The organism is Pelagibius sp. (genome assembly GCF_028281305.1).
Taxonomy (GTDB): domain Bacteria; phylum Pseudomonadota; class Alphaproteobacteria; order Kiloniellales; family Kiloniellaceae; genus Pelagibius.
In genome coordinates this window covers 86,996-112,897 of record NZ_JANQKD010000023.1, presented here as the reverse complement: position 1 = coordinate 112,897, position 25,902 = coordinate 86,996, and the positions used below count along the sequence as shown (strand labels likewise).

General features: G+C 65.1%; 21 protein-coding genes. 10 read left to right on the top strand and 11 right to left on the bottom strand.

Translation table 11 applies throughout. The annotated features are described in order from the left end of the window. Positions 1 to 11 precede the first annotated feature (11 nt). Positions 12 to 1,790: an aspartate--tRNA ligase gene (gene aspS / locus Q0982_RS06420; RefSeq protein WP_299393093.1), complete on the bottom strand. Its 1,779-nt coding sequence runs from the start codon at positions 1,788 to 1,790 to the stop codon at positions 12 to 14. Positions 1,791 to 1,980: 190 nt separating this feature from the next. On the opposite strand from aspS, the gene rnd reads away from it, so the two are divergent. Both rnd and Q0982_RS06410 read left to right on the top strand, forming a co-directional pair. Next, on the top strand, positions 1,981 to 3,150 hold the full coding sequence (gene rnd, locus Q0982_RS06415) for a ribonuclease D (protein WP_299393090.1): 1,170 nt from the start codon (positions 1,981 to 1,983) through the stop codon (positions 3,148 to 3,150). Next, the gene (locus Q0982_RS06410) at positions 3,147 to 4,190 is read left to right on the top strand and encodes a M23 family metallopeptidase (RefSeq protein ID WP_299393087.1); all 1,044 of its coding nucleotides are present in this window, start codon (positions 3,147 to 3,149) and stop codon (positions 4,188 to 4,190) included. The genes rnd and Q0982_RS06410 overlap by 4 nt, the downstream gene beginning before the upstream one ends. Here Q0982_RS06410 and Q0982_RS06405 read toward each other — a convergent pair. The 7 genes from Q0982_RS06405 to Q0982_RS06375 form a co-directional block, all read right to left on the bottom strand. Beyond that, on the bottom strand, positions 4,187 to 5,704 hold the full coding sequence (locus Q0982_RS06405) for a Ppx/GppA family phosphatase (protein WP_299393085.1): 1,518 nt from the start codon (positions 5,702 to 5,704) through the stop codon (positions 4,187 to 4,189). The two genes, Q0982_RS06410 and Q0982_RS06405, sit on opposite strands and share 4 nt — an antisense overlap. Before the next feature lie 7 nt (positions 5,705 to 5,711). After that, positions 5,712 to 7,850, bottom strand: coding sequence for an RNA degradosome polyphosphate kinase (locus Q0982_RS06400; protein WP_299393443.1), 2,139 nt, complete (start codon positions 7,848 to 7,850; stop codon positions 5,712 to 5,714). A 307-nt stretch (positions 7,851 to 8,157) separates the two neighbouring features. Next, on the bottom strand, positions 8,158 to 8,856 hold the full coding sequence (locus Q0982_RS06395; protein WP_299393082.1) for a hypothetical protein: 699 nt from the start codon (positions 8,854 to 8,856) through the stop codon (positions 8,158 to 8,160). A 149-nt stretch (positions 8,857 to 9,005) separates the two neighbouring features. Further along, positions 9,006 to 9,785 (bottom strand): SDR family oxidoreductase, encoded by a 780-nt coding sequence (locus Q0982_RS06390; protein WP_299393080.1) that lies wholly within the window; start codon positions 9,783 to 9,785, stop codon positions 9,006 to 9,008. Between the two features lie 19 nt (positions 9,786 to 9,804). Next, positions 9,805 to 10,530, bottom strand: coding sequence for a DnaA/Hda family protein (locus Q0982_RS06385; RefSeq protein WP_299393078.1), 726 nt, complete (start codon positions 10,528 to 10,530; stop codon positions 9,805 to 9,807). Next, positions 10,527 to 11,723 carry an AI-2E family transporter gene (locus Q0982_RS06380; RefSeq protein ID WP_299393071.1) on the bottom strand — a complete coding sequence of 399 codons (1,197 nt, stop codon included), beginning with the start codon at positions 11,721 to 11,723 and terminating at the stop codon, positions 10,527 to 10,529. The genes Q0982_RS06385 and Q0982_RS06380 overlap by 4 nt, the downstream gene beginning before the upstream one ends. Next, a complete protein-coding gene (locus tag Q0982_RS06375; protein WP_299393068.1) occupies positions 11,720 to 12,955 on the bottom strand; it encodes a DUF2066 domain-containing protein in 1,236 nt (411 codons plus the stop codon). The genes Q0982_RS06380 and Q0982_RS06375 overlap by 4 nt, the downstream gene beginning before the upstream one ends. A gap of 118 nt (positions 12,956 to 13,073) precedes the next feature. On the opposite strand from Q0982_RS06375, the gene purM reads away from it, so the two are divergent. The 3 genes from purM to Q0982_RS06360 all read left to right on the top strand — a co-directional run bounded on the left by purM (position 13,074) and on the right by Q0982_RS06360 (position 15,059). Beyond that, a complete protein-coding gene (gene purM, locus Q0982_RS06370) occupies positions 13,074 to 14,129 on the top strand; it encodes a phosphoribosylformylglycinamidine cyclo-ligase (protein WP_322096970.1) in 1,056 nt (351 codons plus the stop codon). Next, on the top strand, positions 14,126 to 14,773 hold the full coding sequence (gene purN / locus Q0982_RS06365) for a phosphoribosylglycinamide formyltransferase (RefSeq protein ID WP_299393066.1): 648 nt from the start codon (positions 14,126 to 14,128) through the stop codon (positions 14,771 to 14,773). The genes purM and purN overlap by 4 nt, the downstream gene beginning before the upstream one ends. Positions 14,774 to 14,936: 163 nt before the next feature. Next, positions 14,937 to 15,059: an aa3-type cytochrome c oxidase subunit IV gene (locus Q0982_RS06360; protein WP_299393063.1), complete on the top strand. Its 123-nt coding sequence runs from the start codon at positions 14,937 to 14,939 to the stop codon at positions 15,057 to 15,059. A 147-nt stretch (positions 15,060 to 15,206) separates the two neighbouring features. Here the strand turns inward: Q0982_RS06360 and ndk are convergent, their stop codons facing one another. After that, positions 15,207 to 15,629 carry a nucleoside-diphosphate kinase gene (gene ndk, locus Q0982_RS06355; RefSeq protein ID WP_299393061.1) on the bottom strand — a complete coding sequence of 141 codons (423 nt, stop codon included), beginning with the start codon at positions 15,627 to 15,629 and terminating at the stop codon, positions 15,207 to 15,209. Between the two features lie 251 nt (positions 15,630 to 15,880). Between ndk and Q0982_RS06350 the strand changes: the two genes are divergently transcribed. Both Q0982_RS06350 and gcvA read left to right on the top strand, forming a co-directional pair. Continuing rightward, the gene (locus Q0982_RS06350; protein WP_299393058.1) at positions 15,881 to 17,764 is read left to right on the top strand and encodes an ABC-F family ATP-binding cassette domain-containing protein; all 1,884 of its coding nucleotides are present in this window, start codon (positions 15,881 to 15,883) and stop codon (positions 17,762 to 17,764) included. Between the two features lie 398 nt (positions 17,765 to 18,162). Next, positions 18,163 to 19,077, top strand: coding sequence for a transcriptional regulator GcvA (gene gcvA, locus Q0982_RS06345; protein WP_299393056.1), 915 nt, complete (start codon positions 18,163 to 18,165; stop codon positions 19,075 to 19,077). Here the strand turns inward: gcvA and Q0982_RS06340 are convergent. Together Q0982_RS06340 and Q0982_RS06335 are read right to left on the bottom strand one after the other, a co-directional pair. Further along, positions 19,074 to 19,523 carry a DNA polymerase III subunit chi gene (locus Q0982_RS06340; RefSeq protein WP_299393053.1) on the bottom strand — a complete coding sequence of 150 codons (450 nt, stop codon included), beginning with the start codon at positions 19,521 to 19,523 and terminating at the stop codon, positions 19,074 to 19,076. The genes gcvA and Q0982_RS06340 overlap by 4 nt on opposite strands. A 102-nt stretch (positions 19,524 to 19,625) precedes the next feature. Continuing rightward, a complete protein-coding gene (locus Q0982_RS06335; protein ID WP_299393052.1) occupies positions 19,626 to 21,125 on the bottom strand; it encodes a leucyl aminopeptidase in 1,500 nt (499 codons plus the stop codon). Between the two features lie 253 nt (positions 21,126 to 21,378). Here Q0982_RS06335 and lptF point away from each other — a divergent pair, with 253 nt between their 5' ends. Genes lptF through Q0982_RS06320 form a run of 3 tightly spaced genes read left to right on the top strand, consistent with a single transcriptional unit; the run spans position 21,379 to position 25,836 of the window. Next, the gene (gene lptF / locus Q0982_RS06330) at positions 21,379 to 22,500 is read left to right on the top strand and encodes an LPS export ABC transporter permease LptF (protein ID WP_299393049.1); all 1,122 of its coding nucleotides are present in this window, start codon (positions 21,379 to 21,381) and stop codon (positions 22,498 to 22,500) included. After that, positions 22,497 to 23,624 (top strand): LPS export ABC transporter permease LptG, encoded by a 1,128-nt coding sequence (gene lptG, locus Q0982_RS06325; RefSeq protein ID WP_299393047.1) that lies wholly within the window; start codon positions 22,497 to 22,499, stop codon positions 23,622 to 23,624. Before lptF ends, lptG begins: the two co-directional genes overlap by 4 nt. Before the next feature lie 10 nt (positions 23,625 to 23,634). Next, positions 23,635 to 25,836 carry an LPS-assembly protein LptD gene (locus Q0982_RS06320; RefSeq protein WP_299393044.1) on the top strand — a complete coding sequence of 734 codons (2,202 nt, stop codon included), beginning with the start codon at positions 23,635 to 23,637 and terminating at the stop codon, positions 25,834 to 25,836. Positions 25,837 to 25,902 lie beyond the last annotated feature (66 nt).

Genomic DNA, 25,902 nt, shown 5'->3' with positions numbered 1-25,902 from the left:
CCAACCCGGCGTTACTCGGGCGGCAGGTCCAGTTTGATGTGAAGCTCGGCCAACTGCCGCGCGCTCACTGCTGCCGGCGCCTGCATCATCAGGTCTTCGGCCCGCTGGTTCATCGGGAAAGCCACCACTTCGCGGATGTTCGGCTCATCGGCCAGCAGCATGACGATCCGATCGATGCCGGGGGCCGAGCCGCCATGAGGCGGCGCGCCGAACTTTAGCGCCGAGATCATGCCGGCAAACTCGGTATCCACCTGCTCCTGGCTGTAGCCGGCGATGCCGAAAGCCTTGTACATGACCTCCGGCAGGTGGTTCCGGATCGCCCCGGAGGACAGCTCGACGCCGTTGCAGACGATATCGTACTGATAGGCCAGGACCTCCAGCGGCTCGTTGGTCTCCAGCGCTTCGAGCCCGCCCTGCGGCATGGAGAAGGGGTTGTGGCTGAACTCGATCTTGCCGCTGTCCTCGTCCAGTTCGAACATCGGGTAGTCGACGATCCAGCAGAACCGGAAAGCGTTCTTCTCCAGCAGGTCCAGTTCCTCGCCCAGCCGGTTTCGCACCTGGCCGGCGAGCTTGGCAGCCGCGGATTCCTTGTCGCAGGCGAAGAACACGGCATCGCCGTCCGCGAGTCCCGCCCCGGCCTTGATCTGCGCCGTGCGCTCCGGGTCCAGGTTCTTGGCGATCGGCCCCTTGGCGCTGCCGTCCTCGGCAAAGATGATGTAGCCAAGACCGGCTGCGCCCTCGCTGCGCGCCCAGTCGTTCAGCTTGTCGAAAAAGCTGCGCGGCCGCCCGGCTGCCCCGGGGGCTGGGATGGCCCGCACCACCGACCCGCCCTCGACCGCCTTGGCGAAGATACCGAAGCCGGAACCGCGGAACGCCTCGGTCACGTCGGCGATCTCCACCGGGTTGCGCAGGTCCGGCTTGTCGGAGCCATACTTCAGCATGGCCTCGCGGAAGGGGATGCGCGGGAAAGGCTGCGGCGTCACGGCGCGGCCATTGCTGAATTCCTCGAAGACGCCGCCCAGGACCGGCTCCAGGGCGGCGAAAACGTCGTCCTGCGTAACGAAGCTCATCTCCAGGTCGAGCTGATAGAACTCGCCCGGCGAGCGGTCGGCACGGCTGTCCTCGTCACGAAAGCAGGGGGCAATCTGGAAATAGCGGTCGAAGCCGGCCATCATCAGCAGCTGCTTGAACATCTGCGGGGCCTGCGGCAGGGCATAGAACTTGCCGGGGTGCAATCGGCTCGGAACGAGGTAGTCCCGCGCGCCTTCCGGACTGCTGGCGGTCAGGATCGGCGTCTGGAACTCCTGGAAGCCCTGCTCCACCATGCGCCGCCGGATCGAGTTGATAACCGCGCCGCGCAGCCGGATCCGCGCCTGCATCTTCTCCCGCCGCAGATCCAGATAGCGGTAGCGCAGGCGGGTTTCCTCCCCCGCGTCCTCTTCGGAATTGACCTGCAGCGGCAACACTTCGGCACGGGATTGAACCGCCAGTTCCTCGACCTGAAGCTCCACCTCGCCGGTCGGGACCGTGGCGTTAACCGTATCGGGCGTCCGCTTGACCACCGGCCCAGTCACCGTAATGACGCTCTCGACCCGGGTCTGCTCCAGGTCCTGGAACAGGGGGCTGCTGACATCGATCACGCATTGGGTGATGCCGTGGGTGTCGCGCAGGTCGACGAAAAGCAACTGCCCGTGGTCGCGCTTGCGGTGGATCCATCCGGAAAGCCGCGCACGTTCGCCGGCGTGGGCAGCACGCAGTTCTCCACAGCTATGACTACGATAGGGGTGCATCGGAAGAGGTCCTGGGATGTGGTCGGCGGGGCCGTCAACGAGCGCGCAAAAGGCCGGGAATTGGCCGCTTTGTCAAGTCCGGAGGCGGCGGCCGGCGGGGCAGCGGCTGGCACTCGGCAGCCGACTTCTTTCCCTGGCTGCGGCCGTCTCGGCGCTTCCACCGCCTAGCGATAACGTGTATACCGCTGGCATGAGCCTGATTACCGAAACCGCGGAGCTGGAAGTCCTCTGCGGGCGCCTTGCAAAAGCCGACTTCATCACCCTCGATACCGAATTCCTCCGCGATTCGACCTACTGGCCGAAGCTCTGCCTCGTCCAGGTGGCGGGCCCCGACGACGTGGCCGCGATCGATTCCCTTTCCCCGAAGCTCGATCTCGCGCCGCTGCTGGCGCTGTTCGACGATCCGAAGATCCTGAAGGTGCTGCACTCCGCGCGCCAGGATATGGAGATCTTCTTTCATCTGACCGGCCGCCTGCCGGCGCCGATCTTCGACACCCAGGTGGCTGCCATGGTTTGCGGCTTCGGCGAGTCCGTGGGCTACGACACGCTGGTGCGCAAGATGACCGGCGCCCATGTGGACAAGTCGTCCCGCTTCACCGACTGGTCGCGCCGCCCGCTGGCCGAGCGCCAGCTCAACTATGCCCTGGCCGACGTAACCCATCTGCGCAAGATCTACCGCAAGCTGGCCGGCCGCCTGTCCAAGTCGGGCCGCGCCGGCTGGCTCGAGGAAGAGATGTCGGTCTTGACGTCACCGGAGACCTACCGGCTGGAGCCCGAGAACGCCTGGCGCCGCCTCAAGACCCGCTCCAACGACCGGCGCTATCTCGCCGTCCTGCGGGCGCTGGCGACCTGGCGCGAAGAAGAGGCGCAGCAGCGCGACGTCCCGCGCGGGCGCGTGCTGCGCGACGAGCAGCTCTTCGACATCGCCGCCCACCGCCCGACGTCGGAGGAGGAGCTGGCGCGGTCCCGCGGCGTCAGCAAGGATATGGCCCGCGGCCGCCTCGGCCGGGCCATTCTGGAGGCCGTCGGCCGCGCGCTGGCTTTGCCGGATAGCGAGCTGCCGACGCCGGCACCGAAAGGCCCCGCCCCCAATGGTGCGGGGCCGCTGATCGACCTCCTCAAGGTCCTGCTGAAGCTGCGCTGCGACGAGCATGACGTGGCGCAGAAGCTGATCGCAAACTCCGCCGACCTGGACCAGATCGCAGCGAACGACAAGGCCGACGTGATGGCCCTGAAGGGCTGGCGCTACGAGATCTTCGGCCGCGACGCGCTCGCCTTGAAACGCGGCGCCGTCGCCCTCTCGGCCCGGGGCAACAAGGTGCGTCTGGTCACCTTGAAGGAACGCGAGGACGCGGATTGACCGCCCGTAGCGCCCTTTCCTCCCTGCAGGCCGGCCTGGGTATCCTCGCCGGCCTAACCGTTCTCGCCCAGTCTCCAGCCACCGCTGAGGACCTGGACCCTCCCGGCGGCGGCTTCGGGCTGCCCGTCGACTGCGTGATGGGCGAGCTCTGCAGCATCCAGAACTACGTCGACTATGACGACGGCAAGGGCTGGAAAGACCATACCTGCGGCAGCCTCAGCTATGACGGCCACCGCGGAATCGATTTCCGCGTCCCGACCCAGATCGAGATGCGCGAAGGCACCGCCGTCATCGCCGCAGCCGACGGCAAGGTGATCTTCGCCTTCGACGACCAGCCCGACATCCTCATGAGCGAGACCGGGCCGGGGAAGACCCGGGAGGAAAGGAACGGCAACTGGGTCGCCATCAGTCATGGCGGCGGCTGGGTCACCACCTACGCTCACCTGATGAAGGGGACCGTTGCGGTGAAGAAGGGGGACCGGGTGAAACGGGGCGACAGGCTCGGCCTTATCGGCCTCTCCGGCAACAGCGAGTTCCCCCATGTCCACTTCGCCGTCACCCACCGGAACAAGCTGCTCGATCCCTTCACCGGGCTGGAGCCTTCAGCGACTTGCGGCGAGACAGGGCAAAGTCTCTGGTCGGAGGCAGCCCAGGCGCAGATTCCGTACCAGGCTGGAGGGCTCCTCTCGGCTGGCTTTCTTGACCGTCAGCCGGACCACCAAGAGATCCTGGCAGGCATCGAAGCGCCTGCGGAAATCTCAACAGACGGGAGGGTGCTCGTTTTCTGGGCGGGAACCTGGGGAGTCCGCGAAGGCGACCTGGAAACACTCATGATTCTAGACCCGGACGGACGAACCTTCTTCAACAACAAACGTGTGCTTGAGAGAAACAGGGCGGTCTGGACGGTGAGTTTCGGCCTGCGAAAAAGAGGCGAGAACCTGCAGCCCGGCGAGTACGTCGGGTTTTACAGGGTTCAACGTCCCGGCGCCGACTGGGCAAAAACGGTTCTCGCGGTACGCAAGACAGTCGCCGTTCGCTAAACGACAATCCGGCAATCGTCGAAGCCGCCGATGGCGGCGAGCGCGCGCAGGCGGCGGTGAACGGCCTCGCCGTCCGGCACCGTCCCGTCGTTCGGCAACACCAATTCCAGCGTGCTGCCATCCACACGCAGCCGACAGCGGTCGAGGATCTCGCCCGTCGCACCGGAAACCCGGAAGGCAAGCCGGAGGGCCGAACCCAGCAGGCTTGCCCGTGTCTTCCAGCGTTCGCTCAACAACAGAACCGCCGCCTCGCTTTCCCGCGCCGTCGGCAGACCGCCATAGCGCAGGAAGATGGTGTAAGCCAGGAAGCTGCGGCCGCGATGATCGATGGCCACCAGCGGATGGTGCAGGATGCGTCGCATCGCCTGGCTGGCGCGAAAGTCCGGATGCTCCCGCCAGGCGAAGTCGGAGAGATGGCAGACGGCCTCCCGCAGCCGCCGCTCTTCGGCATCCTCTTCCGGGAAGAGCGGATCGCTCCAGTGCAGGAGCGCGTCGCCCAGGCCGCCGAAGCGGCCTTCCCGTTCCGCAAACTCCCGCGCCGCCGCGAGCAGAGGGTCCGCCGCCTGCTGGCGCTTGGAGAGCTGATCGAAGAGATAGCCTTCGCGCAGTCCGAAAGTGGAAAAGCTCACGGTCTGCGATTTGGTCTTCCGCAGAAGCCGTCCCAGCACCAGCGAACCGAGAGGCAAGGTCTCGCGCCTGCGGCGTGAAATGAAGTTGATCCCGGAGAGCGAACTCTTGCCCTGGCGGCTGACCAGGCGGGCCAGCTTGATGGCCTCGTCGCTGGCGATCATGTGCCCGTGAATGGAATGCAGCGGATGGCGCTTCTGTTCGATGTGAAGCCGCGCAAGATTGCGCCAGGCCCCGCCCACCGGATAGAAGAAGCGCCCCTCCCCGGCCGCCAGCCAGTCGACCGCCTCCAGGGTGTCATCGATCTTCGCACGTGCCTTCTGCCGGTTGTCGCCGCAGCTTTCCATCAGGCGCAGGGGTCCCAGCGCCAAGGTCGTCGCCGCACCGATCTTGCCGTTCTTGACGTCGACCAGTTCCAGGCTGCCGCCGCCGAGATCGCCCATGATGCCGTCGGCCTGCGGGTTGCCGGCAATAACCCCCAGAGCCGACAGCCGCGCTTCCTCGGCCCCGCTGAGCACGTTCACCGGATGGCCGCAGGCCTGTTCGACCGTCTTTACGAAATCCGGCCCGTTCTGCGCATCGCGCACGGCCGCCGTTGCGATCAGGTCGACGCGCTCCACGCCCATGGCATGGGTCAGCGCCGTAAAGCGGATCAGGTTGGGCACCGCCAGTTCGACGCCCTCCGGGTTCAACTGGCCGCTGCTCTGCAGTCCGCGGCCCAGGCCGCAGAGGACCTTTTCATTGAAGACGGTGGCCGGCGCCCGCTTCAGTCCGTCGAAGACAACCAGGCGAATCGAATTCGACCCGATGTCGATGACCGCGATCCGCCGATCCTTGGTCGCTGATTTCGGAAGCCTGGAGACCGTCGCGCGGGAAGCTACATCCATGGAGCCTTTACGTCTTCTTGAGGACCAGCCTCGGCGCCTTCTTCGACTTCTTCAGAGCCGACCCACGCCCGGAGAGACTGGGGTTGGTCATGAAGTAGGTGTGAGCGCTGAAGGAGTTGGTGGTGGACCTGACGCGGCGATAGGTGCCCTCGGGCTCCAGAATCCAGGACTGCGCCTCGTCGTTGAGATTGGCAATCATGATCTGGTCTAGAATCTGCTGGTGGACCGTCGCGTTCTCAATCGGCACCAGGGTCTCGATCCGCCGGTCCAGGTTGCGGGGCATCCAGTCGGCGGAGGAGATGAAGACCTTGGCGTCCCGGGACGGTAGCTGCTTGCCGGCGCCGAAGCAAACAATTCGGCTGTGCTCCAGAAAACGGCCGACGATCGACTTGACCCGGATGTTCTCCGAGAGGCCCGGCACACCAGGCCGAAGACAACAGATACCGCGCAACACGAGGTCGATGGACACCCCGGCCTGAGACGCCTTATAGAGCGCATCGATGATCTCCGGATCGACCAGGGAGTTCAGCTTGACCCAGATCGTCGCCGGACGGCCGGCCTTGGCATGAGCGATCTCATCGTCGATGAGTTTCAGCAGTGTCGAGCGCAGCGTCAGCGGTGCAAAGGCAACCTTGTCCATCCCCTTCGGCTTGGCGTAGCCGGTCATGTAGTTGAACAGGCGCGTCGCATCGCGGGCCAGCAAGGGGTCGCAGGAGAAGTATGAGATGTCGGTATAGATCCGCGCGGTGATCGGGTGATAGTTGCCGGTTCCGTAGTGCACATAGGTGCGCAGGGACGCTCCCTCCTGGCGCGCGACCAATGAGATCTTGGCATGGGTCTTCAACTCGATGAAGCCGTAGATCACCTGAACGCCGGCCCGCTCCAGGTTGCGCGCCCAGCGGATGTTGCGCTCCTCATCGAAGCGCGCCTTCAGCTCCACCAGCGCAGTGACCGACTTGCCGGCCTCGGCGGCCTCAGCCAGCGCGCGCACGACGGGGGAGTTCTCCGACGTCCTGTAGAGCGTCTGCTTGATGGCAACGACCGCCGGATCCATGGCCGCCTGCCGCAGGAACTGGACAACCACGTCGAAGCTCTCGTAGGGGTGATGGACCGCGAAGTCCTTTTCGCGGATGGCTTCGAAGCAGTCCCCGCCGAAGTCGCGGATGCGCTCTGGGAAGCGCGGGTTGTAGGGTGTGAACAACAGGTCCTGGCGGTCGTCGAGGATGATTTCCTTGGTGTCGACCAGTCCCAGCATGCCGTCCAGGGGAAAGACATTCGCCCGCTCGACCTGAAGCTCGCGGATCACGAAGTCGAGCAACGTCGTCGGCATGTTCGTGTTGACCGTGAGGCGGATGACCGAACCGCGCCGGCGCCGCTTCAGGGCAGTCTCGAAGACGCGGACCAGGTCCTCGGCCTCTTCCTCCACCTCCAGGTCGCTGTCGCGCAGGACCCGGAAGTAGCCGGTGGACTTGACCTCGAATCCGGGAAAGAGTTCGTCGAAGTAAAGCAGCAGCACCTCTTCCAGGCGAATGAAGCGCGCGCCCTCCCCCGGCAGACGGAGGAAGCGTTCGATCTTGCCCGGCAGCGAAATCAGGCCGTTGATGTGGGTGTTGTCCTCGGCACGCAGCAACTCGACGACGAGACAGAGGCCGCGGTTGGGGATGAAGGGAAAGGGATGCGCCGGATCAATGGCGATGGGGGTCAGAACCGGATAGAGCTGCTCGGTAAAGTACTGGTCGAGCCAGCGGCGCTCGACGCGCTTCAATTCCTTCGGCCTGACGACCTCGATCCCTTCGGCCTTCAGCTCGCCGATCAGGTCGTGCCACTTCTCCTGCTGCCAGCGCATCAGCTTGGCGACGCGCTCGTTGATGGCGGAGAGCTGTTGGCCGGGCGTCAGTCCCTCGGGCGTGCGCGTCTTCACACCGGCGCGGATCTGGCCCAACAAGCCGGCAACGCGTACCATGAAGAACTCGTCGAGGTTGCTTGCGGAGATGGAAAGGAACCGCAGCCGTTCGAAGAGTGGATGGTTGGCGTTATAGGCCTCCTCCAGCACACGCTCGTTGAAGGCCAGCCAGGAGATCTCGCGGTTGATGAACCGCTCCGGCGCGTCAAGATCGATCGCAGCGACCTGGGACCCTGCGGGCAGGTCGGACTCCTGCTCGAGTTGCTCAATCTCCAGCGCCACGCTCTCGCTCTTCACCACCTGAAAGCCTCCCGTCTTGTTACCGGCCAATAAGGCCGCTCCCTATAGCACGGCTCCCCTCCGGACGTGATGACAGATTGGTGTCGCCTGCAGAGATCGCGGCAACAACCCTGACGATGAAAGCTTAACAGCTTGCGACCGGCGGAACAAAGTACCCCCGGCAGACAGCGACGCGAGCGCCCCCGCCTGCCGGAAAGCAGATGGGGGCGCCACCACGGCGAAGGCAAAATCTTCCAATAAAATCAGATTACTAGGAGACGATCTCCCAGGATCCGTCAGGCTTGAGACAGGCGACGCCATAGCCGGCCTGACGCTGGTTCCCGACGATGACTTCCTGCTGAAATTCCCGGCAGTAGTTGCCGTTCGGGTCGCTGCCTTCGCGGACCGGAATGACCTGCCCGGAGGCACGGCCGTCATGCCAGCGAATGGAATCGCCCAGCGGTGCTACCGTCGCTTTTTGCTGCGCCAAGGCATAGCTGTGCCGCTGGCTGTCGTTCAGCACGTCGACGATCTGCAGGGCCAGGATCGCGAAGATCGCCCAGTCGCGATCATCGTCGCGGTAGCGCTTCTTGTGACCATGCTTGTAGTAGTGGTGATGATGATGGCCGCCGTGGCGGTGGTAGTGCTTCTTCTTGTGGCGGTGTTTCTTCGGATAGTGGTGATAGACGTGCTTCTCGACGTAGACCTTTTTCTTGGCCTTCTTGCGTTTCGGCTTGTGCCAGTGATGATCGTGATGACCGCCATGATGATGGTAGACGTGCTTCTCCACCTTCTTATGGTGCTTGCGGTGCTTCTTGTAGTGTTTGTGCTTGTGTTTGTGCCGGTGGTCGTCGTCGTAGTCGTACCAGCGGTGATAGCGGTGACCGTCGTCATCGTCGTCGTCGGCATGAGCCGGCGCTGCGGTCAGCAGCAGAGCCGCGCAGGCGGCGAGCGCAAGAGTTCTTATCATTTTTCCCGATCCTTCCAAAGCTGCCTCGAAGCCATGGTGTGATCGGTGCTACGCCGCTGCAGCGCCGCGCATCCCCGCAGCCGTTTAATGTCACAGCAACGTGATTGCGCGCCACGTCAACGCGCAGCGCGCATGAACTTCACCCGAGCCTACAGCGTCCCCGGAAAGGCGCCGCCGTCCAACAGAATGTTCTGGCCGGTGATGTAGCCTGCCTGAGCGGCACAGAGGAAGGCACAGGCCTCTCCGAATTCTGCAGGATCGCCGAACCTGCCCGCCGGATTGCCGTCGGCACGCTCCCTGGCAACCTCTTCCACCGGCCGGCCTGCGTTGTCCGCCACCACCTGAAGGTTCGAGCGCAGCCGGTCCGTATCGAAGGGGCCGGGCAGCAGCGCGTTGATGGTGACATTGTGGCGGACGGTCTTGCGCGCCAACCCGGCGACGAAGCCGGTAAGGCCGGCACGCGCGCCGTTGGACAGGCCGAGAATGTCGATGGGCGCTTTGACGGCTGCGGAGGTGATGTTCACCACCCGCCCGAAGCGCCGCTCGATCATATGATCGACCGTCGCCTTGATCAGTTCGATGGGGGTCAGCATGTTGGCATCCAGAGCCTTGATCCAGATGTCGCGATCCCAGTCGCGGAAATCGCCGGGCGGCGGGCCGCCGGCGTTGTTGACCAGGATGTCCGGCGCCGGACAGGCGGCAAGCGCTTCGGCGCGGCCCTCCGGCGTCGTGATGTCGGTCGCCACTGCGGTCACGTGCACATCTGCCGCCTTGCGGATTTCCTCGGCCGTATCCGCCAGCGGGCCGGCCGTGCGCGCGACAATGGTAACGTCCACGCCTTCACGCGCCAGCGACATGGCGCAGGCTTTGCCCAGCCCCTTGCTTGCCGCACACACCAGAGCCTTGCGGCGTTTGATTCCGAGATCCATCCGGGCCTCCCTTGCCAATCTAATTGCTGTTGTCTTCCTGAGATCCTTGGTGACGATCGTCGCCGACTTCCGAGAGCACCAGCCGCGCCAACGGCACAGTGATCTGGCGCCTCGCCGCGAGCGCCCGGTTGTCGATTGCCGACACGATGCTGCGGGCCGCGTCCAAAGACCGATCGATCCGCGGGGCGAGAAACTGGATGACTTCCGGCGTAACGGTCAGTTGCCGGTCCGAGAACAGCTTTACGAGAACCGCCTGCACCAGCGCCTCGTCGGGCTCGCTCAACGCCACGGCCTGCATGCCCGAAAGCCGCGAGCGCAGGTCCGCCAGGGGACAGATCCAGCGCGCCGGCGGCAGGCGGTCGCTCACCAGCAGATAGCCGCCGCGTTCCAGCATCATGTTGTAGAGGTGCAGCAGGCGCTGGGCGACCTCCGATTCCCGCTCAAGCACCTCCGCGACCGCTTCGACGACGCAGGCGGTGGCATCGCCCAGAAGCGCGGGCGGCTCGTGTTGCCGCAGCGCGGCTGCGTCGACCGCGACCGCGCCGCTGCTGTGCCGCCAGACCTGGCAGAGGTGGGTCTTGCCGCTGCCCGGCGGCCCATAGACGGCCAGCGCCTGTGCCGGCCACCGCGGCCAGCGGTCGATCCAGGCAACCGCCAGTTCGTTGCTGGGCGCCACCAGAAAGTCCTCACGCCCCAGCGCCGGGCGGTGCCTCAGGTCGAGGGCAAGCTGCCGTGTTGCCTTCACGCCTTGTCGTCCGGTCCCGCCTCTTGAACGTCCGCAGGCAGCTGCTCGGCGCCCGGCGGCCCGTCCTCTCCGGTATAGAGGTGGCTCAGGCGGTACTGTCCGACGGCAAAGCGCACCCCCACGCCGACGATCGCGGCGACCGGCACTGCGAGGAGAACACCGACAAAGCCGAAGAGTGCACCGCCGGCCAGCAGGGCGAACATCACCCAGACGGGGTGAAGGCCGACCTTCTCGCCCACCAGCTTGGGAGTGAGGAAGTTGCCTTCGACGGCCTGGCCGACGAAGAAGACCGCCGCGACAATGGCAACGTCGACAAAGCTGTCGAACTGCACGAGGGCAAGGCCGACCGAAAGGAAGAGACCGACCAGCGATCCGACATAGGGAATGAAGGAAAGCGACCCCGCGATAAGCCCCACCACCAAGCCGAAGTCGAGGCCTGCCAGGGTCAGCCCGACCGCATAGAACACGGCCAGGATGACGCAGACCAGGCCCTGGCCGCGCAGAAAACCCGCAAGGGTCTGATCGACTTCCCGCGCCAGCCCCCGGATTGTCTGCAGGTGCCTGCGCGGCAGGACGTCGTCGGCCTGATCGACGATGCGGTCCCAGTCGCGCAGCAGGTAAAAGGCGACGACGGGGGTGATGACCAGCAGAGCGATGAAGTTGAAGAAAGCGACGCCGCCCGAAATCACCCCGCCCAGGAGCTGCGTCAGCCAGGACACCAGCCTGTCCGCGGACCCGCCCAAGGCGTCGCGCAGCCGGTTCAATGTCTCTGGCGGAAGCCGGTCCTTCAGCATGGCGATCAGTTCGCCGATTTCCCGCTGGATCGCACTCAGATAGACCGGCGCCCGTTCGATCAGGGTCGCGATCTGGCTGATGATGGCCGGCACCAGAATCAGCAGGATGATCACGCAGATCAGCAGAAAGGCGATGGTGACGATGGTGGTCGCCCAGGTCCGCGACAGCTTCCACTTTTCCAGCCGGTCGCAGACGGGGTCGAGCAGATAGGCCACGGCCATACCGGCCACAAAGGGCAGCAGCACGCTGCGCAGCAGGTAGACGCAGGCCAGCACGACGACCAGCAGGATCAGCCAGAACCGCAGGCTGCGGGCGATTGGCCCGCCAGGCGTTGGTGCGGCCGCGCCCGCTGGCGCAGAAGCGCCAAGAAGCGGTGGGTCTTCCCGCGGCGCCGTCATTGCGTCTCGGGCACCAAAGGCTGATCGGATGTGGGGGGCTGATCGGACGCGGGGGCCTGACCGGAGTCGGGCGGCAGAGGCTGAACCGGCCTCAGGCTCCCGCCACCTCGGGTCAACGTCAGTTCCCAGTTGCTGTCTTCACGCAGCGCCAGAAACAGGTCGCGCTGCGCAAGCGCCCGCGTCAGGCGCCCCTCGTCACCGACGAAGGTGATGTCCATTGCCACCTCGTTGCGTGTCAGTGTATTGACGCCGACCGTCTCGATGGCCGCCACACCCTCGATGCGCCGTTTGACCTCGAGCCAGTCCGACAGACCCGTCAGAGGAACGAAGACGGCGATGGAACGGCGGTTGCCGAACTGCAGCACGTTCTGCTGCTTCCAGGCTTCCTGAACCGTCGCATCCACCGCGCCCGCAACTCTCGCAAAGAAGGCCGCGGCCCCTTCGCTGGCCTGCTGCGTGAAGGCTTCGCGGGTCGTGGCCAGGCGCTGCCCCCCTTCATAGCGGGCAGTAACGATGTCCAGGCGCGCATTGCCCAAGGCCGCATCGCCGCTCAGCGTCGCGTGGGGCACAAGAACGGCGCCGGCCCGATAGTTGGCGGCAATGGCGTTCAGCGCGCCCGCATCGCCGGCCAGGGCGCGGGCGGCATCCACCGAGGCTACGTCGCTGAGATCGCCCAGCGGCACCTGAAGCGGCACCAGGCCTTCCTCCGGACCGCGTTGGGCCCAGGCAGCGCGCCAGGGATTGGGGTCGAGCCAGAGGCGCGGCACCTCTCCCTCGCCCTCGAAGACCGGAAGCACAACCAGAGGCTTGCTGCGCGTCTCGGCGAATCCCACGCCGCTGTTGCGCAGCAGGGTGCGGACCTCCTGAGGGTTGAAGCGAAAGCTGAGCTCGGCCAGATAGCGCACGGCGGACGTCCGCTCGTTGTCGACGGAGAAATCGAGCACGTAAAACTCCACCAGGCCCGGACCCAGAACCGGGACCGTCCCTTGCTGGGCTTTGGGAACCAGCCGCTCGACAAGCCGGGCAAAGGCAGCCTGATGCCCTGCGCTGATGGCGGCCTGGCGGGCTTCGGCGGCGGTGCCGGCGGTTTTGTCCACCGGAACCCCCCGCACCGTGTAGATCTCGCCCTGCGCCTGCGCCGGGGTCACGGGCACCAAAATCAGTGCGGCAAGCCCCCCGAGGGCCAAGAGGAAGGCTGGAATCGAAGCGCCGGAGCGCTGGCGAAACCGCATTGCAAACCGTCCCGGATTCTCTATGGTCGCCCGGCAAAGCGGGCTCTCTCGCGTCCCACCTAAATACTCCATGTGATGGGAGGAAGCCATAACAAGCCGGGATCCCCACCACAACACGCTGAGCTACAAGGATGCCGGGGTCGACATCGATGCCGGCAACGCCCTAGTTGAAGCCATCAAACCCCTGGCGCGCTCGACGGCGCGCAGCGGGGCGGATGCCGGGCTGGGCGGTTTCGGCGGCCTCTTCGACCTCAAGGCCGCGGGCTTCAAGGACCCCTTGCTGGTTGCCGCCAACGATGGCGTAGGCACCAAGCTGAAGGTCGCCATCGAGGTCGGGCGCCATGACAGTGTCGGCATCGACCTGGTGGCAATGTGCGTCAACGATCTGGTGGTCCAAGGCGCCGAGCCTCTGTTCTTCCTCGACTACTACGCCACCGGCCGGCTGGAGGTCGCAGCCGGTCAGGCCATCGTCGCCGGCATCGCCGAAGGCTGCCGCCAGGCAGGCTGCGCGCTTATCGGCGGCGAGACGGCCGAAATGCCGGGGCTCTACGCGGGCGCGGACTACGACCTCGCCGGCTTTGCCGTCGGGGCGGTGGAGCGGGATGCGGTTGTCACCGGTGCCGATGTCGTGCCCGGGGACCTGCTGCTCGGCATCGCCTCCTCCGGCCTCCATTCCAACGGCTATTCCCTGGTGCGCAAGGTGGTCGACACCCTGGGCCTCCACTACGACGCCCCTGCCCCCTTCGACCCGGAGCGCACGCTGGGCGCGGCGCTGCTGGAGCCGACCCGCATCTACGTGAGACCCTGCCTCCAGGCCCTGGCGACAGGCGGCGTCAAGGCATTGGCGCACATCACCGGCGGCGGCTTCCCCGAGAACCTGCCGCGGGTGCTGCCGGACGGTCTCGCAGCCCATCTGCCTGGAATCGATTGGCCGGTCCCCGCGGTGTTCCGCTGGCTCTCGGCGGCAGGCGGCATCCAGGCCGCCGAGATGCTGCGCACTTTCAACTGCGGGATCGGCATGGTGCTGGTCGTCTCGCCCGACAGTCTTGAGCAGATCACCGGCATCCTTGAACAGGCCGGCGAGCAGGCCTTCGCCATCGGCCGTATCGAGGACCGCGGCGCCGGCGAGCCGGCCGTCCGCATCGAGAACCTGGAGCGCAGCTGGCCGTCATGAAGGTCGCGGTCCTGATTTCCGGGCGCGGCAGCAACCTGCTGTCTCTTCTGGAGGCTGCGGCAGTGCCTGGATACCCGGCGGAGATCGTCTGCGTGATCGCCAACCGTCCGGATGCCGGCGGCCTGAACCACGCCGCGGCATTCGGGATCGCCGCGCAGGTCGTCGACCACAGGTCCTATGCCGACCGAACTGCGTTCGAAGCCGCCCTCACCGAGGCACTGGACGGCGCTGGGATCGACCTGATCTGCCTTGCCGGCTTCATGCGGGTGCTCTCCGGAGCCTTCGTCCGGCGCTGGGAGAACCGGATCGTCAACATCCATCCCTCGCTGCTGCCGCTGTTTCCCGGCCTCGACACCCACGCCCGGGCGCTCTCCGCCGGGGTAAAGCTTCACGGCTGCAGCGTCCACTTCGTCAACGAGACCGTCGACGGCGGGGCCATCATCGGCCAAGCCGCCGTAGCGGTGCAGACCGGCGACAACGCCGAGAGCCTGGCAGCCCGGGTGCTGCAGGCCGAGCACCGCCTCTATCCGCTTTGCCTGCGCCTGCTGGCGGAGGGCCGGGTTCGCCTGGACGACGGGCAGGCCCGGATCGACGGGGCACCCGAAGCCGGCTCCGCGCTGTTCAGTCCGGACCTCTCGGCCTGAAGCCGCCGGCGCCCGGCCGGCAGGACTTGCCCGCACAAGCTGTCTCGCGCTAGAACCTCAAGCGACGATTCGCTAGGAGTTCCCGGTCACAAAGGGGGGTTCCGGGAACTCAGGAACGGCAATGGCAGAACCTTCTGAGGACAACAGAGAACAGGGAAAAGATATGTCGGACGACCCGTTGCTCCGCGAGCACCAGGACAATTGGAAGGGCTTCGTGCGCCTCATCACCTACTCGACAGCGTTTGTCGTGCTGATTCTCGTGGGGATGGCGCTCTTCCTGGTCTGAGTTGCAGAAAGACTTTCCGGCCCAAGCCGGACGACAATGGGCGGGTCTATCGGACCCGCCCATTGCATGTCTGCCGCCCAACTCTGCTGACCGGTCTCCCGCTCGGCCCGGCCTTGCCGGCCCCCCGCGGCGAACCGACTGGGGCGCTTATCCGACCAGTTCGTCGTCGCTGAAGAAGAACTTGATCTCGACCGCTGCCGTGTCGGCCCCGTCTGAGCCGTGCACCGAATTGGCCTCGATGGACTCGGCGAAGTCGGCGCGGATCGTACCCGGCGCCGCATCGGCCGGGTTGGTGGCGCCCATAACCTCGCGGTTCTTGGCAATGGCACTCTCGCCCTCCAGAACCTGCACGACCACCGGACCCGAAGTCATGAAGGTGCAGAGATCGCCGAAGAAGGGCCGCTCCCGGTGCACGGCATAGAAGCCCTCGGCCTGGTCGCGGGTCATATGGATGCGCTTGCTGGCGATGACACGCAGGCCGGCCTCCTCCAGGCGATCGACGATCTTGCCCGTGATGTTGCGCTTGGTCGCATCCGGCTTGATGATTGAAAAGGTCCGCTCGATGGCCATGGACTCCGGCTCTCCTTCTGATTGACGCTCGCTTGCAGGGTGACGCCTGCCGGCGGAAGCCGGACAGCGCTGATTTTCGCCGGGCTTATAGACGCTTTGTAAGGCAGGGGCAACGGCCCCGGGCCAGCCGGGCGTGATGCCGAAACCCGGGTCCGCGGCCCTTTCGGCACACGGATCGCCGTGCTATCACCCTGCGCCGCGAAAGCTGTCCCCCCGCAAGGGGCCCGAACGAGGCGCCGGTAGCCGGATTAATGTTACATATTAACGACTTATCCTATCGCGTTCAGGGCGACCCACTGTTTGACCACGCCACGGTCGCGGTCAACGGCGGGGAGCGTGTGGGGCTGGTCGGGCGCAACGGCAGCGGCAAGACGACCCTGCTGAAGCTGATCTCCGGCGAACTTCATCCCGACCAAGGCAGCATCTCCGTGCCGCGGCGCATGCGCATCGGCAAGGTTGCGCAGGACGCGCCCTCCGGCCAGACCAGCCTGATCGACACTGTGCTGGCCGCGGACCAAGAGCGCAGCGCTCTGCTTGCCGAAGCGGAAGAGACCGGCGATCCGGCCCGGATCGCCGAGCTGCACGAGCGGCTGGCCGCGATCCAGGCCGACAGCGCGCCAGCCCGGGCGGCCCGCATCCTGGCCGGTCTGGGCTTCGACGAAGCGGCCCAGCAGCGGCCCTGCGCCGAGTTTTCGGGGGGCTGGCGCATGCGGGTCGCCCTGGCTGCCCTGCTGTTTGCCGCCCCTGACCTGCTGCTGCTGGACGAGCCGACGAACCATCTGGACCTCGAGGCCGCGCTCTGGCTGGAAGGCTTTCTGAAGAGCTACCCCGGCACCCTGCTGCTGGTCTCCCACGACCGCGGGCTGCTGAATCGGGCGGTCAATCGGATCATCCACCTGGAGCAGCGCAAACTGACCGCTTACAGCGGCAACTACGACCGCTTTGAGCGCCTGCGCCGCGAACACCTGGAACGCCAGGCCGCCCTCCACGCCAAGCAACAGGCCGAGCGCCGCCACATCCAGGCCTTTGTCGACCGCTTCCGCTACAAGGCCAGCAAGGCCCGCCAGGCGCAGTCACGGCTGAAGGCCCTGGACCGTATGGAGCCGATCGCCTCGGTCATGGAGGAGCGCACGATCACCTTCAACTTCCCGGAGCCCGGGCGTCTCTCGCCACCGGTCGTGACCCTCGAAAACGCCGCAGTCGGCTACGAGCCCGCCAAGGCTATCCTGTCGCGCCTGGACCTGCGCCTCGACATGGACGACCGGGTGGCGCTGCTGGGCGCCAACGGCAACGGCAAGTCCACGCTCTCGCGCCTCCTGGCCGGCCGTCTGAAGCCGATGGAGGGGCGCATGACCCGCTCCGGCAAGCTGAAGATCGGCTACTTCTCGCAGGACCAGGCCGAAGAACTGGACCTGCAGGCCACGCCGCTGCAGCTGATGGAACGGCTCATGCCGCTGGAAACCGAGACCAAGCTGCGCGCGCAGCTCGGCCGTTTCGGCTTCGGCGTCGACCGGGCGGAGGTGAAGGTCGGCAAGCTTTCCGGCGGGGAAAAGGCGCGCCTGCTCTTTGCCCTGATGAGCCGCGATGCCCCACACGTATTGATCCTCGATGAGCCGACCAACCACCTGGACGTCGACTCGCGCCAGGCCTTGATCCAGGCCCTGGGCGCCTTCGAGGGCGCGGTCATCCTGGTCAGCCACGACCCGCATCTGATCGAACTCACCGCCGATCGTCTCTGGCTGGTCGCCGAAGGCACGGTGACGGCTTTCGACGGCGACATGGAAGACTATCGCAAGCTGCTGATGGAACAGCGCCGGCAGGAACGCTCGCGGCAGCGCAACGATCGGCCGAAGAACACCGATACTCTGTCCAAGAAGGACCGCCGGCGGGCCTCGGCGGAGGCCCGTGCCGCGGTGGCGGATCTGCGCAAGGCGGCCAAACAGGCCGAAGCGGAGATAGAGAAGCTCGGAAAGGAAAAAGCCCGCCTGGAGGCCAAGCTTGCCGACCCAGAGGTCTATGAAGGCCCGACCGCGGCCCTGCAGGACCTGCAAATCACCTTCGGCCAGGTCAAACAGAAGCTGGCGGAGGCGGAGGAGCGCTGGCTCACCCTGCAGACCGCCCTGGAAGGCGCCTAGGTCCGGTGACGCAAGCTCCCCGGGACCAGGGGCCCCTGCCGCCAGAAGGGAAGCTGGACTTCGCGGCGCACCGCCGACTCGTCCAGGCCGATATCGCGGATCAGGTGGGGCGAAGCTTCCAGAAGACGGGTGAGCTCACGCCGAAAGGCCCGGCGTCTCAGCAAGCCTGCCGCCCGGTCAGCCAGGGAGCCCGGGGCTCCGCAGGGCCCGGCTGCGCCGTTTCGCGCCATGCTTCCTTCAGGAAATGAGATTACCTCAGCACCGGCAAATGCGCGTAGGTCTTTCATCTCCGCCTCCTTCAAGTCTCCATAAATCTCTCACTATCAGTGACATAGGCTTGACATCCTCATCTCTCAATCGATGATTACTCATTCTTGGCATGAGGAAAAGTCATCCAGATGAGACGCCGTCTGCCGCCCCTGAACGCCCTTCGGGCCTTTGAGGCTGCTGCCCGCCTTGGCAGTTTCACCAAGGCCGCAGAGGAACTGTCCGTCACCCAGGGCGCGATCAGCCGCCAAGTGCGGGGCCTTGAGGACTACTTCGCCGCCGACCTGTTCACCAGGGGCCACCGCTCGGTCGACCTGACGGCCGCCGGAAACCGCCTGCTCCCCGCTTTGAGCGCAGCCTTCGACCAGATCATGGTGGCCGCCGAGCGGGTGAAGGAACGCTCCGGCGAGGTGAAGTTCAAGTCGGTGCCGACCATCGCCGTGCGCTGGCTTGTTCCGCAGATCCTGCGCTTTCAGGCCGAGCGGCCGGACATCCAGGTCCGGCTGACCACTGCGTGGAGGCACGTCGACTTCGCGCGCGAGGACTTCGATGCCGGGATCATGGTGTTCGAAAACCGCGAGGAGCGGCCCAACGCCGACTTGCTGATGGTCGAGCGCATGGCACCGGTCTGCGCACCGGCCCTGCTGGAGGGTCCGCACGCCCTGCGCAGGCCGGAGGATCTGGCCCGTCACCGCCTGCTCCACGCCGTGCCGGACCACCGCGACTGGCGGCTCTGGCTGACGCGCAACACGGTCGACGGCGTCGATCCGGAGAGCGGCGAGGACTTCGACTTTCTCGATGCCACGCTGCAGGCCGCCGTCCAGGGCTATGGAGTCGCCATGGGCGATCTGATGCTGATCGAGGAGGATCTCAAGGCAGGCCGCCTGGTGATGCCCTTCGACCGGCCGCCGACCGAGATCGGGGCCTACTTCCTGGTGTTTCGCGACAGCGGGAACCTGAGCCCGGAACTGGAAGCCTTTCGGGATTGGCTGCGCGCGGCGGCAGCAGCCGGCCAGGCACGGACTGACAATCTGGCGCTGGGCTAAGCCTTCTGCCCCCAGCGGCCGCTTTCGTCCTGCTGCCAGTAGGTCACGCCATGGCCGTCGTTCTTCAGCGCCGTCCACTGCGCGCGCGCTGCTGAAACCGCATCTGGATCGCTGCCGTCGAACAGAACGGCACAGAGGCTGAAGCGCGAAAGCTCCTCGCTGGTGCTGCCGTCGGTCAGAAACAGCACCTCGGCGCCGTTGGGCACGGCATCCTCGGTCGTCAACCAGATCGGCTGCAGTTCGCCGCGCCCGTCCTTGATGCTGCCATGGGGCAGGAAGGAGCGGTCGTTGTAGGTCCAAAGGCCCGCGGCCAGAGCTTCCACCCGCTCCTCCGAACCGGCTTTGACCACGGCCCGCTGGCCGCGCTCCAGGGTCCGTTCCAGCATCTGCGGCAGCGCCTGATGCAAAGGCGTGCGGGTCAGATGATAGAAGCGGACCTCGGTCATCGCGGTGTCCTCCGGACCGTCAGCGCGCAGGTGGCAGGGCTTGGCTGGCAAGCTCTGCGCGCCGGATCCTGTTTCTCGTCGTACCCTATTTCTCGTAGTACCCTATTTCTCGTAGTACTTGGAAACCAGGGTGTCCAACAGCCGCACGCCGAATCCGGTGCCGCCCTTCGGCACGGTGGGCTTGTCTTTGCTGGTCCAGGCCGTGCCGGCGATATCCAGATGCGCCCAGGGCGTGCCGTCCTTGATGAAGCGCTGCAGGAACTGTGCGGCCGTAATCGAGCCGCCGGCGCGCCCGCCGCTGATGTTCTTCATGTCGGCGATGTCGCAGTCGATCAGCTTGTCGTAGGCCGCGCTCATCGGCAGGCGCCAGACCTCCTCGCCCACTTCCTTGCCGGCCTTCGTCAGTTGCTCGGACAGCTTGTCGTCGTTGCTGAACAGGCCGGCATTCTCGTGGCCAAGCGAGATGATGATGGCGCCGGTCAGGGTGGCCAGGTCGACAATGAGCTTGGGCTTGAACTTCTCCTGGGTGTACCAGAGCGCATCCGCAAGCACCAGGCGGCCCTCGGCATCGGTGTTCAGCACCTCGATGGTGAGACCGGCCATGGAGGTCACCACATCACCGGGCCGCTGGGCGGTTCCGGAGGGCATGTTCTCGACCAGTCCGCAGACGCCGACAGCATTGACCTTGGCCTTGCGGCCCGCCAGTGCCTTCATGAGACCGACCACCGCACCGGCGCCGCCCATGTCCCACTTCATGTCCTCCATACCGCCCGCCGGCTTCAGGGAAATACCACCGGTATCGAAGGTCACCCCCTTGCCGACAAAGGCGAGCGGTGCCTTGTCCTTTGCGTTCGGGGCACCCTGCCACTGCATCACCAGCATCTGCGGTTCGTGCGCGGAGCCCTGGGCGACCCCCAGCAAAGAGCCCATGCCGAGCTTCTGCATCTCCTTCTCGCCGAGCACCTGCACCTTCAGGCCAAGCTTGGTGAGCTTCTTGGCCTCGGCAGCAAAGGACTTGGGATAAAGGATGTTGGCCGGCTCGCTGGCGAGATCGCGGGTCATGAACACGCCGTCCGCCACCTTTTCCAGCCGCTGAAAGGCCCGCTTGGCCGCGGCCGGGTTGTCGAGGTGGAAACGGATCTCCTTCAGGCGGGGCTTCTCTTCCGCTTTCTGCTTGGTCTTGTAGCGGTTGAAGCGGTAGCTGCGCAGAACAGCCCCGAAGCCCGCGTTCGCCGCGCGCTCAGCGGCTTGCTTTCCGCCGCGCAGCTTGTCCATCAGGACGGCAGCCTTCTGTTCACGGACCCGCGTCAGGTGTGCAGCGATGTTGCCGCCGATGTCCTGCAGGTCCTTCTCCGTCAGCTTCGCCGGGGCCCCCATGCCAACCATCAGCACGCGGCTGTTGTTGAGGCCGGCCGGCGCGACCACGTCCAAAAGCTCGCCTCGCTTGCCGGAGAAAGCATTTGCGTCGATGGCCCTCTCCAGCGCCCCCTGCGTTGTCTTGTTCAGGCTGGCGGCGGACGGGGTGAGTTTCCCACCCTCCAGAACCCCGACGATCAGGGCACCGGACGTCGGGACGCTGGGCGTAGCGAAGGAGATGTTCATGAAAGTCCTCACGGAGAGCTTTGTCGGGTGGCCGCCGTCGGGGCTCCGATAGATTGAAAATCGAACGAGTCTTGATTGGCAAAGTAAATTGTCAGCCGGGGCACGCAAGTTCAAGCCCCGCAGCCCTGATGCGCAGCCGCAAGGCGCAGATGCCGAAGCCGAAAGCCCCGGGAATTCGCTGGCGGAAATTCGCTGGACGGACGCCGGGCCGCCGGGCTATCTCTGGGCTTCCAGACCGCAGCAACTGGATCCGATGCCTTCCATTACGCGTTACGTCCTCGGCCAGCTGATGGCGGCGACGTTGTTCGTCACCATGGCCCTTACCTTTGCGATCTGGCTGACCCAGTCTCTGAGGCTGATCGACTACATCGTCAATCGCGGTCTGCCCGCTTCCACCTTCCTCACCTTCGTGGCCTTGCTGCTGCCGTCGTTTCTGGGCGTGGTGCTGCCGGTGGCCTGCTTCGTGGCAGCCCTGTTCGTCTATCACAAACTGGCCATGGACAGCGAAATGGTGGTTATGCGGGCCGCCGGCTTGTCGCAGCTGCAACTGGCCAGGCCGGCGCTCATCCTGGGTGTGATCGTGACCCTGTCGGTCTATGCGATCTCCCTGTATTTTCTGCCGGCATCTTTCCGAAGTTTCAAAGACTTGCAGCACGCCTTCCGAAGTGATTTCTCAGCTATCCTGCTGCAGGAGGGCGTGTTCACCACGGTAACCGACGAGATCACCGTCTATGTCCGCGAACGCTCTTCGGAGGGCGAACTGCGCGGCATCCTGGTCCACGACAACCGCGATCCCGAGAAGCCGGTGACCATGATGGCGGAGCGCGGCGCCCTGGTCGCCAGCGAGGCAGGACCACGGGTGGTCATGGAAAACGGCAACCGCCAGGAGGTGCAGCCCGGAACCGGACGGTTTTCCCTGCTGTACTTCGACCGCTATACCGTAGAGCTGTCCGACTTCGACAATGCGCCCCAGACGCGCTGGCGCGAGCCGAAGGAGCGCTTCCTGCCGGAACTGCTGAACCCGGCGGATGACAGGCGCGATCAGCGCTACAGGCTGGAACTGGTGGCCGAGGGGCATCACCGCATCGTCGGTCCGCTCTACAGCCTCGTGTTCGTAGTGATCGGTATGGCAGCACTGCTGGCCGGCGAGTTCAACCGACGCGGTCAGATCAAGCGGGTCCTGGCGGCGATCGCCTGCGTTGCCGCGCTCGAAGGCATCTCGCTCGCGCTTCACGATTTGGCGAGCCGCCACGTCGCGGCGATCCCGGCGATGTATGCCGCCGTGGCGATCTCTCTGGGCCTCGCCTTCTTCGTCTTGCTGCGGCGCCCTGCTCGCCGTTCCCAGGAACCGGCGGCCGGGGCGCAGACGGCATGAGCATCGCCGCCACCCAGCCCGCGATGCGCCGTCTGCGCATCTCGCCGACCCTGACGAAGTACATCGCCCGGCAGTTCTTCTTCTGGTTCGCCAGCTTTGCCTTCGCCATTGTCGGCATCATCTTTCTGGCCACTGTCGTCGATCTGATCGACCGCCTGGCTGCCAAGGACGCCTCGCTCGGCATCGTGTTTCAGATGGCGCTGCTCAAGCTGCCGCACCTGAGCCAGGAGGTCATGGCCTTTACGGTGCTGTTTGCCGCCATGACGACCTTCTGGCGGCTGACCCGGTCCCATGAGCTGGTCGTAGCCCGCGCGGCGGGCGTGTCGGTCTGGCAGTTTCTGCTGCCGGTTCTGGGCAGTGCGCTGCTGGTCGGCGTCCTGACAGTGACCGCGCTCAACCCCTTGGCCTCAATTCTCCTCAGCCGCTTCGAACGCATGGAGGCCAACTATATCCGCAATGAAGCCAGCTTTCTCGCGGTCTCCAAAACCGGGCTCTGGCTGCGTCAAGTGGACGCAGAAGGCCAGTCGGTCATCCATGCAGCGAGAGTGAGCGCCGAATCGGCGCTGCTGCACAACGTGATTGTCTTCCGTTATGCCGACGAAGACCGCTTTCTCGATCGAATCGACGCCGACAGCGCCCAACTGGAGTCGGGCCAGTGGAAACTCTTCGAAGCCTGGTTGTCCAGACCCGGCGAGCCCTCGGCTTTTCACGAGACACTCGATCTGCCGACGGATCTGACCGTCGACAAGATCCAGGAGAGCTTCGCACCGCCGGAAACGATCTCCTTCTGGAACCTGCCGGAATTCATTGAGATCATGGATGCCGCCGGGTTTTCCGCGCTTCCGCACCGGCTGCAGCTCAATAGACTGCTTGCTCTGCCGATGCTTTTTGCTGCGATGGTCCTGCTGTCTGCGACCTTCTCCATGCGCCCGCAACGCAGGGGCCGGGTGGGCCTGGTCATCATGGCGGGCCTGCTGACAGGCTTCTTGCTGTACTTCCTATCCAATTTCGTGTTCGCAATCGGACTTTCGGGTACCATACCGGTGGTGTTGGCGGCCTGGACTCCGGCGGGCGTGTCGTTGATGCTGGGGGTGGCAATGTTGCTTCACTTGGAGGACGGATAGGCTAGAGGCGATGCAGGGGGGACTGGGGCGTGCGGCAGCGGCAGCTGCCGTGATTTCTGTTGTGCTGCTTTTCGGGGGCAGCGAAGCGGCTGCGCAGGACGTCAATATCGACGCGCTTGAGAACGTTCCGGCCCTGATCACGGCTGACCAGCTGACCTATGACGAGGAAAACGGCCTCGTCATCGCTTCCGGCAATGTGGAGATCTCGCAAGAAGGCCGGGTGCTGCTGGCCGACAAGGTCACCTACAATCTGAACTCCGATATCGTGGCGGCCGAAGGCAACGTGACGCTGATCGAGCCCAGCGGCGACACCGTCTTCGCCGACTTCATCGAGGTAACCGGCGATCTCAAGGAGGGTTTCGTCCGCGACATTCGGGTATTGATGGCTGACAACACCCGCATCGCGGCGGCCAGCGGCACGCGCAGCGGCGGAAACCGGACCGAGTTCCGCAAGGGCGTCTTCAGTCCCTGCGAGCTCTGCCGCGACGATCCCAGCCGCGCCCCGTTGTGGCAGATCAAAGCCAACGAAGTGATTCACGATCAGGAAGCGCAGGACATCATTTATCGCGATGCCTGGCTCGAGTTCTTCGGCATCCCGGTTCTCTACACACCCTACTTCTCGCACCCCGATCCGACAGTCGACCGCAGGAGCGGTTTTCTCGCGCCGACCATCGGCAGCAGCGACTTTCTCGGCACCGCGACCACGATTCCCTACTATTGGGTCATCGACGACGACAAGGATCTGACCATAGCGCCGCTGCTGTCGACCGAGCAGGGTATCAACCTGACCGGCGAATACCGGCAGCTCTTCGAGAACGGGAAGATCGAAATCGCCGGCAGCGCAACCATCGCCGATCGTGACGAGCGCGGCGGCAACATCGCCGACGACCGCTTCCGCGGCCACATTGATGCCGAGGGACAGTTCGAGCTGGACGACACCTGGCGCTGGGGGTTCGACGTCAAGCGGACGTCGGACGATACCTATCTGCGCGCGTTCGACTTCGACACCGAGCGAACCCTTACAAGCACGGCCTATCTGGAGGGGCTGAAAGGCCGAAACCACGCGGCGGTGCGCGGCCTGACCTATCAGGGCCTGCGCAGTTCGGATGTCGATGCGGAAACGCCCATCGTCGTGCCGCTGGCAGATTACAACTTCATCAGCGAGCCCGGAGTCGGACTTCCGGGGGCGCGCTACACGGTCGATGCGAACTTGCAGGTGCTGACCCGCGAAGAAGGCCGCGACAGCCGGCGTGTCTCCCTGGTCAGCGGCTATCACATTCCCTACACCAGTCCGCTGGGCGATATCTACGAAGTGACCGCGCAGGTTCAGACCGACGGATACTGGACCGATGGTGTGGTGTCCGGTTCCTCGGACGTCAATCCCAGCGGAGCACCCGGAAGCGACACGGAAGGACGGGTCTTCCCGCAGCTTGCGGTCAAGTGGCGCTATCCCTGGGCGCGCCGGGATGGCCCGGTACAACAGGTGATCGAGCCGATCTTCCAGGCCGTCCTGGCCCCGAACGGATCGAACCCGGGCACCATCCCCAACGAGGACAGCCTCGATTTCGAGTTCGACGACACCAATCTCTTCAACCTCAACCGCTTTGCCGGCAATGACCGGGTCGATTCCGGCAGCCGCGTTGACTATGGCGTCAAGTGGACCGGGACTTTCGGCAGCGAAGGCGCGGCTGGGGCCTTCATCGGCCAGAGCTACCGCTTCTCGGAAAACAGGGATGCCTTCTCCGAAGGCTCCGGTCTTGAGGACAACGAGTCCGATATCGTCGGCCGCGTCTTGCTCCAGCCGTTCGAGCACGTCGATTTCCTTTACCGCTTCCGCCTGGACAAGGACGATTTCAACGCCGACCGCAGCGAAGTGGATTTGAGCCTTGGACCCGACGCCCTCAACCTCGACCTGTCGTACTTCTTCATCGATCAGGAAGCGAGTGACGACGAATTCGACGAGCGCGAAGAACTGCAGATCGCGCTCAGTTCGAGGGTCACGGAGCACTGGACCGTTGGCTTCCGTCATCGCCGCGACCTCTTCGAGGACTCTTCGCTCGAAACTGCGGTCAGCCTTGCCTATCAGGACGAGTGCTTCCTGATCGAAGGCGTCGCCGAGCGGTCCTTCTTCGAGGACCGCGACCTGGAGGCCGAAGACAGCATCTTTGTGCGGATCGTCTTCAAGCATCTTGGAGAAGCGTCAGGCGGGTGATTGCCTGACACCTGCAATCGCCTCAAAGCTGCACTGGAACCCCAGCTTCCGTTTGAACACCTGCGG